The following is a 14,367-nucleotide window of genomic DNA, read 5'->3' on the forward strand; positions in this document are numbered from 1 at the left end:
GGGAACGCTGGGAATCAGAATCGGAATCGGGGCGGAATGGACGCGTACGACGAGGGCGTGAACGCCTCGCACGGACCGGACGCATCCGAGGACCGTCCGCTGGAAACGCCCATACCCACCGCCCCCGACCCCGCACCCCCCGCCCCCGAGGACCGCGCCGGCGTAGCCGCCCTCCCCCTCCGCCACCAGATAGCCGCGGCCCTCGCTCTGGCTGTCGTCGCCGTGGTCGCCTGCGTCCACATGGGCATGGTGTTCCTGCACGTGGCGCCCTCGAACACGCTCACCAAGCAGCACGGCCGGGCGATAGACGAGTGGGTGTACCCGGAGTTCGAGCAGAACTGGAAGCTCTTCGCGCCCAACCCGCTGCAGCAGAACATCTCGGTCCAGGCGCGGGCCGAGCTGCGCACCGCGGACGGGGATGTCCGCACGACCGGCTGGTACGACCTCTCCGCGCTGGACGGCGCCGTCATCGACGGCAACCTTCTGCCGAGCCACACCCAGCAGAACGAACTGCGCCGGGCCTGGGACTTCTACCTCGCCTCGCACGACGGCGAGAACCGCTCCGACGACCGGCGCGGTGACCTCTCCGAGCGCTATCTGCGCCGCATCGTCGTCCTGCGCCTCGACCGGGAGCAGGCGGCCCGCCCCGGCGATGTCGTCGAACGCGTCCAGGTCCGCTCCCGTACCACCAACGTGCCACCGCCCGAGTGGAGCGAGGAGCAGGTGTCCGACAAGCCCGTCGTCCGTGAGCTGCCCTGGTGGCCGGTGTCCGAGCGGGACGGGGTGGAGGGGAGTGCCGGATGAGCTCTCTCGCCGCCGCGATCGGGCGCGGCATCACCCGTGTCACCGACGCCGCGCTGGGCCCGTACCAGACCGCCGTCGTCCGGATCGGCTTCGCCGCGACCTGGCTGCTGTTCCTGCTGCGCGAGTTCCCGCACCGCCAGGAGATGTACGGGCCCGACGGTCCGTGGAGCTTCGACCTCGCCCAGCAGCTCATCGCGGGCAACGGCGCCTTCACGGTCCTGATGTGGTCCGACAGCCAGGTCTGGTTCGAGATCGTCTACGCCGTCGCCGTGCTGTCGAGCGTCCTGCTGCTGCTCGGCTGGCGCACCCGCACGATGAGCGTGCTCTTCATGGTCGGCGTCCTGTCGCTGCAGAACCGCAGTGTCTTCATGGGGGACGGCGGCGACAACGTCATCCACCTGATGGCGATCTATCTCGTCTTCATGTGCTGCGGTCAGGTGTGGTCCCTGGACGCGCGGCGGGCGGAGCGTGAGCGGGACGCACGCGCGCGTGGGGACCGTTTTTCCGCCGACCGGGCCGGACCGGTCCTGTGGGCCGTACTCGGCTTCCTGCTGGCGGCGGCCACCCTTGCCGGGAAGCTGGACGGTGGATTCCTGGGCGGCTGGCTGACGGTCTTCTGGGGCCTGTGGGCGGTGCAGGGCCTGTGGTGGGCCGTCGGCCGCCGGGCCCCGGGCGGTGACTTCCGGACCCTGCTCGACCTCGTCGCCAACCTCGTCCACAACGCAGCCCTGTTCGTGATCATGGCCGAGGCGTGTCTGATCTACGCGACCGCCGGCTGGTACAAGATCCAGGGCACCCGCTGGCAGGACGGCACCGCGGTCTACTACCCGCTCCACCTGGACTACTTCTCGCCCTGGCCCGCCCTGTCCGACCTGCTGTCCTCGAACGGCGTCATGGTGATGCTGATCACGTACGGGACGGTCGCCGTGCAGGTCGCCTTCCCGTTCACGCTGTTCAACCGGCGCGTCAAGAACGTCCTGCTGGCGCTGATGATCACCGAGCACGCCGTGATCGCCGTCGTCCTGGGGCTGCCGTTCTTCTCGCTCGCGATGATCGCCGCCGACGCCGTGTTCCTGCCGACCGCCTTCCTCCAGCGCATGGGCGGACGGGCGGCACGCGCGCGTGAACGGCTGTTCCGGGGCCGCGGCCGTATCAAGCTGCCGGGACAGCGAGAGCCGCGGGAGAGCGACCCGGAGGCGGCCGAGCAGCCGCACGTAGGCTTCACGGCATGAACGATCCGGTACGTCTGTGGCGGCGGCTCGCCCCCGCCGCCGTGCTGCTCGACGGCTTCCACGCCCTGAAGCACGCGGTGCGCTTCCGGGCCGAGGTCCCGGTGGCCGTCACCAGCAGCCGACGGGCCGCGCTCGCCCTCGCCGACGAGCTGGCCCCGGACGTACGGGACACGCTGGACGCGCTCCTGACCGAGGTCCCGGAGGAGACGTACGCGACCCTCGTGCCGCGACCGCACCCCACCGCGGTCGCCGCGCTGGCCGTGCGCCCGTCCCGCGAGGCCAACCTCGAAGCCCTCACCCGCAGCCCCCGCACCGCCCCGGTCGTCGTGCTCGACAACCCGCGCAACCTGGGCAACGCCGGTGCCGTGATCCGTCTCGCGGCGGGCTTCGGCGCGACCGGCGTGGTCACCACGGGCACCCTCGACCCCTGGCACCCCACGGTCGTGCGCGGCGGGGCCGGGCTGCACTTCGCGACCGCCGTGGAGCGGCTGAGCGTGGCCGAGCTGCCGCCGGGCCCGGTGTTCGCGCTGGATCCGGAGGGCGACGACATCCGCGGGCTGAATCTGCCCGACGAGGCCGTGCTCGCCTTCGGCTCCGAGCGCACCGGCCTGTCCGCCGAACTCAGGGCCCGCGTCGACCACCTGGTGGCCCTGCCGATGCGCCCCCAGGTCTCCAGCTACAACCTCGCGACCAGTGTGGCCATGACGCTGTACCACTGGAGCGCCACCGGGGGCGCACCAACGCCTTCCTAGGCCTCCCGGCGGACTTCCACCACGCGGAACCGGTTCGCCACGAACGCCCCGTCGCACAGGGCCGCGTTGGCCGCCGGGTTGCCGCCCGAGCCGTGGAAGTCGGAGAAGGCCGCGGTCTGGTTGACGTACACCCCGCCGGTGAGGTTGAGGGACAGCTGGGCGCACTCCTCCAGGCAGGCCTCCTCGATCGCCTCGGCCACCTCCTCGGAGGTGGTGTACGCGCCGACCGTCATCGCGCCCTTGTCGCTGATGGTCCGGCGCAGCAGCGCCACCGCGTCCGCCGCCGAGTCGACCGCCACGGCGAAGGAGACCGGGCCGAAGCACTCGCTCATGTAGGCCGCCTCGGCATCCGGCTTGGTGCCGTCGAGCTTCACGATGACCGGAGTGCGGACCGTCGCCCCGGGGAACTCCGGGTTGGTGATCTCCCGAGAGGCGAGGGCGACTTCGCCGAGCCCGGCGGCCGCCTCCAGACGGGCCTTCACGTCCGGGTTCACGATGGCGCCGAGCAGGGCGTTCGCGCGCGCGTCGTCCCCGAGGAGGCCGCCGACCGAGGCGGCGAGATCGGCCACGACCTCGTCGTACGACTTGGGGCCCTCGTCCGTGGTGATGCCGTCCCGGGGGACGAGGAGGTTCTGCGGGGTGGTGCACATCTGGCCGCTGTACAGGGACAGCGAGAAGGCCAGGTTCGACAGCATCCCCTTGTAGTTGTCGGTCGACTCCACGATCACCGTGTTGACGCCGGCCTTCTCCGTGTAGACCTGCGCCTGGCGGGCGTTGGCCTCCAGCCAGTCGCCGAACGCGGTCGAACCCGTGTAGTCGATGACGCGGATCTCCGGGCGCACGGCCAGGGTCTTGGCGATGCCCTCGCCGGGGCGCTCGGCGGCCAGGGCCACCAGGTTCGGGTCGAAGCCGGCCTCGGCGAGCACCTCGCGCGCGACCCGCACGGTGAGCGCGAGCGGCAGCACCGCGCGCGGGTGGGGCTTCACGAGGACCGCGTTGCCGGTGGCGAGGGACGCGAACAGGCCCGGGTAGCCGTTCCACGTCGGGAAGGTGTTGCAGCCGATGAGCAGCGCGATCCCGCGCGGGACGGGTGTGAACCGCTTGTTCAGCGCGAGCGCGTCGCGCTTGCCCTGGGGCTTGGTCCACTCCGCGGTGTCGGGCGTGCGGATCTGCTCCACGTACGCGTACGCCACCGCCTCCATGCCGCGGTCCTGCGCGTGCGGCCCGCCCGCCTGGAACGCCATCATGAAGGCCTGGCCGGAGGTGTGCATGACCGCGTGCGCGAACTCGTGCGTGCGGTCGCTGATCCGCTTGAGGATCTCCAGGCACACCACCGCGCGCGTCTCCGCGCCCGCGTCGCGCCATGCGCGCTGCCCCGCGCGCATGGCGGGCAGCAGCGCGTCGATGTCCGCGTGCGGGTAGGTGACGCCCAGCTCGATGCCGTACGGCGACACTTCGCCGCCCACCCAGTCGTCCGTGCCTGGCTGGCCGAGGTCGAGACGGGTGCCGAGGAGGGCGTCGAAGGCGGCCTTTCCCTCCGCCATGCCCAGGCTGCCGTTCTCGCCGTACGCCTTGGGGTGCTCGGGGTGCGGGGACCAGTACGCGCGCGTGCGGATCGCTTCCAGCGCCTGGTCGAGGGTGGGCCGGTGCTTCGCGATCAGCTGGTGGGCGGTCGGTTCGGCGGCCATGGTTGACCAACTCCTCCTCTGACCGGCTCCTCGTCGAGCCGGTGAGCTGGGCAGGAACACGAGGACAGAGTTAGAGTAACCGAACGATCGGTCGGGACAAGGGGGTCCGCCGCATCTGTGGAAAACCCCGTGCGGGAGGATCGCGAGCATGACAGCACTCGACCTCAGCAGCCCCGTGGCCGTCGTCGGCACCGGCACCATGGGCCAGGGCATCGCCCAGGTCGCGCTGGTCGCGGGCCATCCCGTGCGGCTGTACGACGCCGTCCCCGGCCGCGCCCGGGACGCGGCCGACGCGATCGGCGCCCGGCTCGACCGGCTCGTCGAGAAGGACCGGCTCAGCGGCGCCGACCGGGATGCCGCCCGCGCGCGGCTGCGCGCCGCCGGAAGCCTCACCGAACTCGCGGACTGCACCCTCGTCGTCGAGGCCGTCGTCGAACGGCTCGACGTGAAGCAGGAGCTGTTCCGGGAACTGGAGGACGTCGTCGGCGAGGACTGTCTGCTCGCCACCAACACCTCGTCCCTGTCCGTCACGGCCATCGGCGGCGCCCTGCGGTGCGCCGGACGGTTCGTCGGACTGCACTTCTTCAACCCGGCGCCGCTGCTGCCGCTGGTGGAGGTCGTCTCCGGGTTCGCGACCGACGTCACGTCGGCCACGCGCGCGTACGAGACGGCCCGCGCCTGGGGCAAGGCCCCGGTCGCCTGCGCCGACACCCCCGGCTTCATCGTCAACCGCATCGCGCGGCCCTTCTACGCCGAGGCCTTCGCCGTCCACGAGGCCCAGGCCGCCGACCCCGCCACCATCGACGCGGTGCTGCGCGAGTCCGGCGGCTTCCGGATGGGCGCCTTCGAGCTGACCGACCTGATCGGGCAGGACGTCAACGAGTCCGTCACGCACTCCGTGTGGCAGGCCTTCTTCCAGGACGTGCGGTTCACGCCCTCGCTGGCCCAGCGGCGGCTCGTCGAGTCGGGCCGGCTCGGCCGCAAGACGGGACTCGGCTGGTACGACTACGGGGACGGCGCCGAGCGCCCCGAGCCCCACACCGCGGAACGGGCCCAGCCGCCCGCGTACGTCGTCGCCGAGGGCGACCTGGGCCCCGCCTCCGAACTGCTCGCGCTGATCCGCGAGGCGGGCATACCCGTCCGCGAGGAGGACGAGGACAACGGCACCCGCCTGGTGCTGCCCAGTGGCGGCCAGCTGGTCCTCGCCGACGGCCAGACCTCCGTGGAATTCCGGGACGTCGTCTACTTCGACCTCGCACTCGACTACCGCCGGGCCACCCGCATCGCCCTGTCCGCCTCCCAGGACACCTCTCCGCAGACCCTCGCCGAGGCCACCGGGCTCTTCCAGGCGCTCGGCAAGGACGTCAGCGTCATCGGGGACGTGCCCGGCATGATCGTGGCCCGCACGGTGGCCCGGATCGTCGACCTCGCGCACGACGCCGTCGCCAAGGGCGTCGCCACCGAGGAGGACATCGACACGGCGATGCGCCTGGGCGTCAACTATCCGCTCGGGCCCTTCGAATGGAGCCGCAGGCTCGGCCGCAGCTGGGCGTACGCCCTCCTCGACGACCTGCACCTGCGCGACCCCTCGGGGCGCTACGCGCCGTCCCTCGCGCTGTACCGCCACGCGTACGCCTCCGACAAGCGGGAGGGCAGCTCCTCGTGACCACCGCCAAGCGTGACACGTACACCCCGGAGACGCTGCTCGCCGTCGCCGTCCAGGTGTTCAACGAACGCGGCTACGACGGCACCTCCATGGAGCACCTCTCCAAGGCGGCCGGGATCTCCAAGTCGTCGATATACCACCACGTGGCGGGCAAGGAGGAGCTGCTGCGGCGCGCCGTCAGCCGGGCGCTGGACGGCCTCTTCGGGATCCTCGACGAGGAGCACGCGCGCGTGGGGCGTGCAGTGGAGCGCCTGGAGTACGTCGTCCGGCGCATGGTCGAGGTGCTCACCGCCGAACTGCCGTACGTGACCCTGCTGCTGCGCGTGCGCGGCAACACCGACACCGAGCGCTGGGCCCTGGAGCGGCGCCGCGACTTCGACCACCGGGTCGCCGATCTGCTGAAGGCCGCGGCCGCCGACGGGGACGTACGCGGTGACATGGAGGTCCGGCTGGCGACCCGGCTCGTCTTCGGGATGATCAACTCGATTGCGGAGTGGTACCGGCCGGACGGGCGGGGCAGCGGCCCGCGCGAAGTGGCGGACGCGGTGGTGCGGCTGGTCTTCGCCGGGCTCCGCACCCAGGAGTGATCAGCTCTCCGGCTCCAGGTCCTCCTCCTCGAACACCAGCAGCGTGCGTGTGCTGAGCACCTCCGGGATGGCCTGGAGGCGGGTGAGGACCAGCTCGCGCAGGGCCCGGTTGTCCGGGGTGTGCACGAGGAGCAGGACGTCGAAGTCCCCGCCCACCAGGGAGATGTGGGAGGCGCCCGGGAGCACTCTGAGCTGCTCGCGGACCGTGCGCCAGGAGTTCTGCACGATCTTGAGGGTGATGTAGGCCGAGGTGCTCTGCCCGGCGCGCTCGTGGTCCACGCGCGCCCCGAAGCCGCGGATCACGCCGTCCTCGATGAGCCGGTTGATCCGGGCGTAGGCGTTGGCGCGGGACACGTGGACGCGCTCGGCGACGGAGCGTATCGAGGCGCGGCCGTCCGCCTGGAGCATGCGCAGGATGTCCTGATCTATCGCGTCCAGCGGTCGCGGGGGCGGCAGGGCCGGGCCGTGCTCCGGCGGCTCGGCCATTTGTTCAGGTGCCATGTCCCCCCGCCTCCCTACCATGGACGTACTGCGTTCATTTGAGGCTGTGCAGAACCGTTTGTCCACAGCCTGGCGGTGCCTGTAGCCAAAATGTGCCGACGACCGAACAATCGGTAGGTGAGGCGCATCACATCCGAAGCGCCTGTCCAAAGCCGCTCCCACGAGGAGGTGCCGACATGACGGTCATGGAGCAGCGGGGCGCGTACCGGCCCACGCCGCCGCCCGCCTGGCAGCCCCGCACCGACCCCGCTCCGCTGCTGCCGGACGCGCGGCCGTACCGTGTCCTGGGCACCGAGGCGGCAGCCCAGGCGGACCCCGCCCTGCTGCGCCGCCTGTACGCGGAGCTGGTGCGCGGCCGCCGGTACAACGCGCAGGCCACCGCCCTCACCAAGCAGGGCAGGCTCGCCGTCTACCCCTCCAGCACCGGCCAGGAGGCCTGCGAGGTCGCCGCCGCGCTCGCCCTCGAAGAGCGGGACTGGCTCTTCCCCAGCTACCGCGACACGCTCGCCGCCGTCGCCCGCGGCCTCGACCCCGTCCAGGCGCTCACCCTCCTGCGCGGCGACTGGCACACCGGCTACGACCCCCACGAGCACCGTGTCGCGCCCCTGTGCACCCCCCTCGCGACCCAGCTCCCGCACGCCGTCGGCCTCGCGCACGCCGCCCGCCTCAAGGGCGACGACGTGGTCGCGCTCGCCCTGGTCGGCGACGGCGGCACCAGCGAGGGCGACTTCCACGAGGCGCTGAACTTCGCCGCCGTATGGCAGGCCCCCGTCGTCTTCCTCGTCCAGAACAACGGCTTCGCGATCTCCGTCCCGCTCGCCAAGCAGACCGCCGCCCCGTCGCTGGCCCACAAGGCCGTCGGCTACGGGATGCCGGGCCGCCTGGTCGACGGCAACGACGCGGCCGCCGTGCACCAGGTGCTCGCCGAAGCCGTGGCCCACGCGCGCGCGGGTGGCGGCCCGACGCTGGTCGAGGCCGTGACGTACCGCATCGACGCCCACACGAACGCCGACGACGCGACCCGCTACCGCGGCGACGCCGAGGTCGAGCCCTGGCGCGGGCACGACCCGATCGCACTCCTGGAGCACGAGCTGACCGAGCGCGCCCTGCTCGACGAGGCCGGGATGCAGGCCGCGCGGGACGACGCCGAGGCGATGGCCGCGGACCTGCGCGAACGCATGAACCAGGACCCGGTGCTCGACCCCATGGACCTGTTCGCCCATGTGTACGCCGAGCCCACCCCCCAACTGCGCGAGCAGGAGGCCCAGCTGCGGGCCGAGTTCGAAGCGGAGGCCGAGTCGGAAGGTGAGGGACGATGACCACCGTCGCCCTCAAGCCCGCCACCATGGCGCAGGCCCTCACGCGCGCGTTGCGCGATGCCATGGCTCAGGACCCCACCGTGCACGTCATGGGCGAGGACGTCGGCACCCTCGGCGGCGTCTTCCGCGTCACCGACGGGCTCGCCGAGGAGTTCGGCGAGGACCGCTGCACCGACACACCGCTCGCCGAGGCGGGCATCCTCGGTACGGCCGTCGGCATGGCGATGTACGGGATGCGGCCGGTCGTCGAGATGCAGTTCGACGCGTTCGCCTACCCGGCGTTCGAGCAGCTGATCAGCCACGTCGCGCGCATGCGCAACCGCACGCGCGGGGCGATGCCCCTGCCGATCACCATCCGTGTCCCGTACGGCGGCGGAATCGGCGGCGTCGAGCACCACAGCGACTCCTCCGAGGCGTACTACATGGCCACTCCGGGGCTCCATGTCGTCACGCCCGCGACGGTCGCCGACGCCTACGGGCTGCTGCGCGCGGCCATCGCCTCCGACGACCCGGTCGTCTTCCTGGAGCCCAAGCGGCTGTACTGGTCGAAGGACACCTGGAACCCGGACGCGCCGCTGGCCGTTGAACCGATCGGCCGCGCGGCGGTGCGGCGCTCGGGCCGGAGCGCCACGCTCATCACGTACGGGCCGTCCGTGCCCGTCTGCCTGGAGGCGGCCGAGGCAGCCCGCGCCGAGGGCTGGGACCTCGAAGTCGTCGACCTGCGCTCCCTGGTCCCCTTCGACGAGGAGACGGTCTGCGCGTCGGTACGGCGGACCGGGCGCGCGGTGATCGTGCACGAGTCCGGCGGCTTCGGCGGCCCGGGCGGCGAACTCGCGGCCCGTGTCACCGAGCGCTGCTTCCACTACCTGGAGGCACCGGTGCTGCGCGTCGCCGGGTTCGACATCCCGTACCCGCCGCCGATGCTGGAGCGGCACCATCTGCCCGGCGTCGACCGGATCCTGGACGCCGTGGGGCGTCTGCAGTGGGAGGCGGAGCGCTGATGCCCCAGGTGCTGGAGTTCAAGCTGCCCGACCTCGGCGAGGGACTCACCGAGGCGGAGATCGTGCGCTGGCTGGTGCGGGTCGGAGACGTCGTCGCCGTCGATCAGCCGGTCGTCGAGGTCGAGACGGCCAAGGCGATGGTCGAGGTCCCCTGCCCCTATGGCGGCGTGGTCACCGCCCGCTTCGGCGAGGAGGGCACGGAACTGCCCGTGGGCGCACCCCTGCTGACGGTCGCCGTGGGCGCCCCCGCCAAGGGCGACCAGGGCTCCGGCAACGTCCTGGTCGGCTACGGCACCGGGGCGCCTCCGGCGCGGCGGAAGAGGGTGCGGGTTCCCGAGGGGACCTCACGGGGTGGGGCGGCTCAGCTCTCCGAGCCCTCCGAGCCCGTCGCGGTCGCCCCGGAGCGCCCGTACGGCCCTGTCCCGGTGATCTCCCCGCTGGTACGCCGGCTCGCCCGCGAGAACGGCCTGGACCTGCGGCAGCTCAAGGGCTCCGGCCCCGACGGGCTGATCCTGCGCGCGGACGTGGAGCGCGCCCTGCGGGCCGCCACAGCGCCCAGCCCGGCGGTACCCGCCCCTACGGCGCCGGCACCCGCCCCCACGGCGCCCGCACCCGCGCGCACGGAGACCGGCAGCCGCATCCCCCTCCGTGGCGTCCGCGGTGCCGTCGCCGACAAGCTCTCCCGGAGTCGGCGAGAGATCCCCGACGCCACCTGCTGGGTGGACGCCGACGCGACGGAACTCATGCACGCGCGCACAGCCATGCAGCGCTTGTCTGGGGGACACCCCCAGACCCCCAAGACCGGCGGCCCCAAGATCTCCCTGCTCGCGCTCCTCGCCCGGATCTGCACCGCCGCCCTCGCCCGGTTCCCCGAGCTCAACTCCACCGTCGACATGGACGCCCGTGAGGTCGTACGGCTCGACGAGGTGCACCTCGGGTTCGCCGTCCAGACCGAGCGGGGGCTGGTCGTGCCCGTCGTACGGGACGCGCAGGCGCGGGACGCGGAGTCGCTGACCGCCGAGTTCGCGCGGCTGACGGAGGCCGCGCGGACCGGGACGCTGACGCCCGGTGAACTCACCGGCGGGACCTTCACGCTGAACAACTACGGGGTGTTCGGCGTCGACGGTTCCACGCCGATCATCAACCACCCCGAGGCGGCCATGCTCGGCGTCGGCCGGATCGTCCCCAAGCCCTGGGTCCACCAGGGCGAGCTGGCGGTACGGCAGGTCGTGCAGCTCTCGCTGACCTTCGACCACCGGGTGTGCGACGGCGGCACGGCGGGCGGTTTCCTGCGGTACGTCGCGGACTGCGTCGAACAGCCGGCGGTGCTCCTCCGTTCCCTGTGATCGCCAGGGCACGCATACTCGGGGGGTGACCACGTACGAACCCCCTGGCGACCCCGGCACCGAGCCCTACGACGCCGTCGTGCTCGCCGGGGGCGCCGCCCGTCGGCTCGGCGGCGCGGACAAGCCCGCCGTCCGGGTCGGCGGCCGGGCGCTGCTCGACCGGGTGCTGGCCGCCTGCGCCGGTGCCCGGACCACCGTGGTCGTGGCCGACCCCCGGCCGACCGCGCGCCCCGTGGAGTGGGCCCGCGAGGAGCCCCCCGGCGGCGGACCCCTCGCCGCGCTGGAGGCCGGACTCCGGCACACCACCGCGCCGTATGCCGTCGTGCTCTCCGCCGACCTGCCGTTCCTCGACGAGGGGACGGTGCGGCGGCTGCTCAGCGCGTTTCACACGGAGGACGACGGAGCGCTGCTCACCGACCCCCGCGGACGCGACCAGACGCTCGTGGCCGTGTACCGGGCCGAGGCCCTGCGCCGCGAGTTCGGGAAGCTCACCGCCGAACACGGCAGCCTCACCGGCCTCCCCCTGCGGCTTCTCACCGCCGGACTGCGCCTCACCCGTATCTCCGACCCCGTCGCGTCCTTCGACTGCGACACCTGGGACGACATCGCCGCCGCCCGAGCACAGATCAGGGAGCATGGGCACGTGTTGGATGAATGGATTTCCGCAGTCAAGGACGAACTGGGCATCGACCTGGACGTCGACACCGGCATGCTGCTCGACCTCGCCCGCGACGCCGCCCACTCGGTGGCCCGGCCCGCGGCCCCGCTGACCACGTTCCTCGTCGGGTACGCCGCGGCCCGGGCCGAGGGAGGCCCGGAGGCGGTCGCCGAAGCGGCCCGCAAGGCCGCGGCCCTCGCCCTGCGCTGGGCGGACGAAGAGAGCCCGGCCGCCCCCGACCCCGAGCCGGACGCCGGATGACCGCCCAGGACGCCGACGAACTCGACGTGGACGTGGAGGAGGCGCTCGCGGTGGCCAACGACCGGGGCGACCGGGACAACCGCGGGCCGAGCGAGCCCCGGCCCACCCCGGGCGCCTCCCACACCCACCCCGCCAAGGACACCCACCACCGGGCCACCCCCTGGCCCGAGGCCCGCGCCCTCGCCGAACGCGCAGCCCGGTCCGTCCGGCGCCGCACCCCCGGCACCCCCGTCCCGGTCCCCCTCGACCACGCCCTCGACCTCGTCCTCGCTGCCCCCCTCACGGCGCTCACCGACCTCCCGTCCTTCGACAGCTCCGCGATGGACGGCTGGGCGGTGGCAGGCCCCGGCCCCTGGGACGTACGCGACGAGGGTGTACTCGCCGGGCACGCGCGGCCGGAGCCCCTGACCGACGGGGAAGCCGTCCGGATCGCCACCGGTGCCCGTATCCCCCCGGACACGACAGCCGTCCTGCGCAGCGAACACGGACGAACCGACGAGAAGGGGCGGCTGCACCCCACCCGCGAGGTCGTGCCCGGCCAGGACATCCGCCCGCGCGCCCAGGAGTGCCGCAGCGGCGACCAGCTCCTGCCGCTGGGGACGCAGGTCACCCCGGCCGTGCTCGGGCTCGCCGCGGCCGCCGGGTACGACACGGTCTCCGTGATCCCCCGTCCGCGCGCCGAAGTGCTGGTCCTCGGCGACGAGTTGCTCACCGAGGGGCTCCCGCACGACGGGCTGATCCGGGACGCGCTGGGCCCGATGCTGCCGCCCTGGCTGCGGGCGCTCGGCGCCGAGGTGACCGCCGTACGCAGGCTCGGTGACGACGCCGAAGCCCTGCACGAGGCCCTGAAGCACTCGTCCGCCGACCTGATCGTCACCACCGGCGGCACCGCCTCGGGTCCCGTCGACCACGTCCACCCCACCCTGCTCCGCCTCGGTGCCGAACTCCTCGTGGACGGCGTCAAGGTGCGCCCGGGGCACCCGATGCTGCTGGCCCGTACCAAGGAGAACCAGCACCTCGTCGGCCTCCCCGGCAACCCCCTGGCCGCCGTCTCCGGCCTGCTCACCCTCGCCGAGCCGCTCCTGCGGACCCTCTCGGGACGCGCTGCCCTGGAGCCGTACGCGGCGCTCCTGGCGGACGCGGTGCACGGGCACCCGTACGACACCCGGCTCATCCCCGTCGCCCTGCGTGGCGACCGGGCCGTACCGCTGCACTACAACGGCCCGGCCATGCTGCGCGGTATCGCCGCCGCCGAGGCCCTCGCCGTCGTACCGCCCGGCGGCGCCCGCCCTGGCCAGGAGCTGGAACTGCTCGATCTGCCGTGGGCGACCGCCGGAATCCAGGTGTGTTTCACGTGAAACAAGTCGTACTCAAACAAGTCGTGTTTCACGTGAAACAACGGGCAGATGGGGATCTACGCCGAATCGGGGAGTGTTTCAGGTGAAACTTCCGGGCCATGATGTGATCGCCCGGCAAGCGGACGAGAGTTTCGTGACCCACCAGGTGAAACTCCCGCAGAGGGCGATCGAACGCCCCATCCGCCAGGTCGGCAGACGGCTTGCGATGGCCCTGTTCGTACTGGTCGTGACCGCTCTGATCGCGTATGCCGATCGTGACGGTTACATCGACAGCTCCGACGGCACCGTCGACCTGCTCGACGCCTTCTACTACGCGACCGTCTCCCTCTCCACCACCGGATACGGAGACATCTCCCCGGTCAGTGACGCCGCCCGGCTCACCAACATCCTGGTGGTTACACCCCTGCGCGTGCTGTTCCTGATCATCCTGGTCGGCACCACACTCGAAGTCCTCACGGAACGCACACGCGAGGAATGGCGACTCAACCGCTGGAGGACGATCTTGAGGGACCACACCGTTGTCGTCGGCTTCGGAACGAAGGGGCGGTCGGCGATCCAGACCGTCTGCGGGTCGGGGCTGAAGAAGGAGCAGGTCGTCGTGGTCGACCCCAGCTCCAAGGTCGTCGACGCGGCCGCGGCCGACGGGTACGCGGGGGTCGTCGGGGACGCGACCCGCAGTGATGTGCTGTTGCGGGCCGAGGTGCAGAAGGCGCGGCAGATCATCATCGCCACCCAGCGGGACGACACCGCCGTTCTCGTCGCGCTCACCGCCCGGCAGCTCAACCGTGGGGCGAAGATCGTGGCCGCCGTGCGCGAGGAGGAGAACGCGCCGCTGCTGAAGCAGTCCGGGGCCGATGTCGTCATCACCAGCGCCAGCGCGGCCGGGCGGCTGCTCGGGCTCTCCGTGCTCAGCCCCGCCGCGGGCATGGTCATGGAGGACCTCATCCAGCAGGGCAGCGGACTCGACATCGTCGAACGGCCGGTCGTCAAGGCCGAGGTGGGTCTCAGCCCGCGGGAGACGGGTGACCTGGTGGTGAGCGTGCTGCGCGGGCACCGTGTGCTCGGATACGACGATCCGGCCGTCGGCGGACTCCAGCTGACGGACCGGCTCATCACCATAGTGCGGGTCACGCGGGGCGCGAAGGTCACGCCCGACCTCCGGCCCCTCCCGCGTGACTGAGGACGCCCGCGCAC

General features: G+C 72.4%; 13 protein-coding genes. 11 read left to right on the plus strand and 2 right to left on the minus strand.

The window, feature by feature from the left end:
- Nucleotides 1-36 precede the first annotated feature (36 nt).
- From ACWD3C_RS22200 to ACWD3C_RS22210, 3 genes are read left to right on the plus strand one after another with little or no spacing between them, the layout of a single operon-like run.
- Nucleotides 37-804 carry a DUF5819 family protein gene (locus tag ACWD3C_RS22200; RefSeq protein WP_451146423.1) on the plus strand — a complete coding sequence of 256 codons (768 nt, stop codon included), beginning with the start codon at nucleotides 37-39 and terminating at the stop codon, nucleotides 802-804.
- The gene (locus ACWD3C_RS22205; RefSeq protein WP_451146425.1) at nucleotides 801-2,036 is read left to right on the plus strand and encodes an HTTM domain-containing protein; all 1,236 of its coding nucleotides are present in this window, start codon (nucleotides 801-803) and stop codon (nucleotides 2,034-2,036) included. Before ACWD3C_RS22200 ends, ACWD3C_RS22205 begins: the two co-directional genes overlap by 4 nt.
- Nucleotides 2,033-2,788 carry a TrmH family RNA methyltransferase gene (locus ACWD3C_RS22210; RefSeq protein ID WP_451146427.1) on the plus strand — a complete coding sequence of 252 codons (756 nt, stop codon included), beginning with the start codon at nucleotides 2,033-2,035 and terminating at the stop codon, nucleotides 2,786-2,788. The genes ACWD3C_RS22205 and ACWD3C_RS22210 overlap by 4 nt, the downstream gene beginning before the upstream one ends.
- Here the strand turns inward: ACWD3C_RS22210 and paaN are convergent.
- Complete coding sequence (paaN, locus tag ACWD3C_RS22215; protein WP_451146429.1) at nucleotides 2,785-4,476, minus strand: phenylacetic acid degradation protein PaaN; 1,692 nt, start codon at nucleotides 4,474-4,476, stop codon at nucleotides 2,785-2,787. The genes ACWD3C_RS22210 and paaN overlap by 4 nt on opposite strands.
- 148 nt (nucleotides 4,477-4,624) lie before the next feature.
- On the opposite strand from paaN, the gene ACWD3C_RS22220 reads away from it, so the two are divergent.
- Together ACWD3C_RS22220 and ACWD3C_RS22225 are read left to right on the plus strand one after the other, a co-directional pair.
- Entirely contained in the window at nucleotides 4,625-6,142 is a 1,518-nt protein-coding gene (locus ACWD3C_RS22220; protein WP_451146431.1) for a 3-hydroxyacyl-CoA dehydrogenase, read from the plus strand.
- Nucleotides 6,139-6,729, plus strand: a complete 591-nt coding sequence (locus tag ACWD3C_RS22225; protein ID WP_451146433.1) for a TetR/AcrR family transcriptional regulator — start codon at nucleotides 6,139-6,141, stop codon at nucleotides 6,727-6,729. The genes ACWD3C_RS22220 and ACWD3C_RS22225 overlap by 4 nt, the downstream gene beginning before the upstream one ends.
- Here the strand turns inward: ACWD3C_RS22225 and ACWD3C_RS22230 are convergent, their stop codons facing one another.
- Entirely contained in the window at nucleotides 6,730-7,215 is a 486-nt protein-coding gene (locus ACWD3C_RS22230; protein WP_451146519.1) for an Lrp/AsnC family transcriptional regulator, read from the minus strand.
- Nucleotides 7,216-7,406: 191 nt separating this feature from the next.
- Here ACWD3C_RS22230 and pdhA point away from each other — a divergent pair, with 191 nt between their 5' ends.
- The 6 genes from pdhA to ACWD3C_RS22260 all read left to right on the plus strand — a co-directional run bounded on the left by pdhA (nucleotide 7,407) and on the right by ACWD3C_RS22260 (nucleotide 14,353).
- Entirely contained in the window at nucleotides 7,407-8,549 is a 1,143-nt protein-coding gene (gene pdhA, locus ACWD3C_RS22235; RefSeq protein WP_451146435.1) for a pyruvate dehydrogenase (acetyl-transferring) E1 component subunit alpha, read from the plus strand.
- A complete protein-coding gene (locus tag ACWD3C_RS22240) occupies nucleotides 8,546-9,550 on the plus strand; it encodes an alpha-ketoacid dehydrogenase subunit beta (protein ID WP_451146437.1) in 1,005 nt (334 codons plus the stop codon). The genes pdhA and ACWD3C_RS22240 overlap by 4 nt, the downstream gene beginning before the upstream one ends.
- A complete protein-coding gene (locus tag ACWD3C_RS22245) occupies nucleotides 9,550-10,896 on the plus strand; it encodes a dihydrolipoamide acetyltransferase family protein (RefSeq protein WP_451146439.1) in 1,347 nt (448 codons plus the stop codon). Before ACWD3C_RS22240 ends, ACWD3C_RS22245 begins: the two co-directional genes overlap by 1 nt.
- 25 nt (nucleotides 10,897-10,921) lie before the next feature.
- Nucleotides 10,922-11,815: an NTP transferase domain-containing protein gene (locus tag ACWD3C_RS22250; protein WP_451146441.1), complete on the plus strand. Its 894-nt coding sequence runs from the start codon at nucleotides 10,922-10,924 to the stop codon at nucleotides 11,813-11,815.
- Nucleotides 11,812-13,173, plus strand: a complete 1,362-nt coding sequence (locus tag ACWD3C_RS22255; protein ID WP_451146443.1) for a molybdopterin molybdotransferase MoeA — start codon at nucleotides 11,812-11,814, stop codon at nucleotides 13,171-13,173. Before ACWD3C_RS22250 ends, ACWD3C_RS22255 begins: the two co-directional genes overlap by 4 nt.
- Nucleotides 13,174-13,255: 82 nt before the next feature.
- Entirely contained in the window at nucleotides 13,256-14,353 is a 1,098-nt protein-coding gene (locus ACWD3C_RS22260) for a potassium channel family protein (RefSeq protein WP_451146445.1), read from the plus strand.
- Nucleotides 14,354-14,367 lie beyond the last annotated feature (14 nt).

The organism is Streptomyces sp. NPDC002845, assembly GCF_053591955.1.

What these genes read in the sequence shown, in the direction of transcription:
- ACWD3C_RS22230 (WP_451146519.1), bottom strand. Translation starts at nt 7,215, where the DNA reads ATGGCCGAGCCGCCGGAGCACGGCCCGGCCCTGCCGCCCCCGCGACCG.
- ACWD3C_RS22220 (WP_451146431.1), top strand. Translation starts at nt 4,625, where the DNA reads ATGACAGCACTCGACCTCAGCAGCCCCGTGGCCGTCGTCGGCACCGGC.
- ACWD3C_RS22205 (WP_451146425.1), top strand. Translation starts at nt 801, where the DNA reads ATGAGCTCTCTCGCCGCCGCGATCGGGCGCGGCATCACCCGTGTCACC.
- paaN (WP_451146429.1), bottom strand. Translation starts at nt 4,476, where the DNA reads ATGGCCGCCGAACCGACCGCCCACCAGCTGATCGCGAAGCACCGGCCC.
- ACWD3C_RS22255 (WP_451146443.1), top strand. Translation starts at nt 11,812, where the DNA reads ATGACCGCCCAGGACGCCGACGAACTCGACGTGGACGTGGAGGAGGCG.
- ACWD3C_RS22245 (WP_451146439.1), top strand. Translation starts at nt 9,550, where the DNA reads ATGCCCCAGGTGCTGGAGTTCAAGCTGCCCGACCTCGGCGAGGGACTC.
- pdhA (WP_451146435.1), top strand. Translation starts at nt 7,407, where the DNA reads ATGACGGTCATGGAGCAGCGGGGCGCGTACCGGCCCACGCCGCCGCCC.
- ACWD3C_RS22200 (WP_451146423.1), top strand. Translation starts at nt 37, where the DNA reads ATGGACGCGTACGACGAGGGCGTGAACGCCTCGCACGGACCGGACGCA.
- ACWD3C_RS22240 (WP_451146437.1), top strand. Translation starts at nt 8,546, where the DNA reads ATGACCACCGTCGCCCTCAAGCCCGCCACCATGGCGCAGGCCCTCACG.
- ACWD3C_RS22210 (WP_451146427.1), top strand. Translation starts at nt 2,033, where the DNA reads ATGAACGATCCGGTACGTCTGTGGCGGCGGCTCGCCCCCGCCGCCGTG.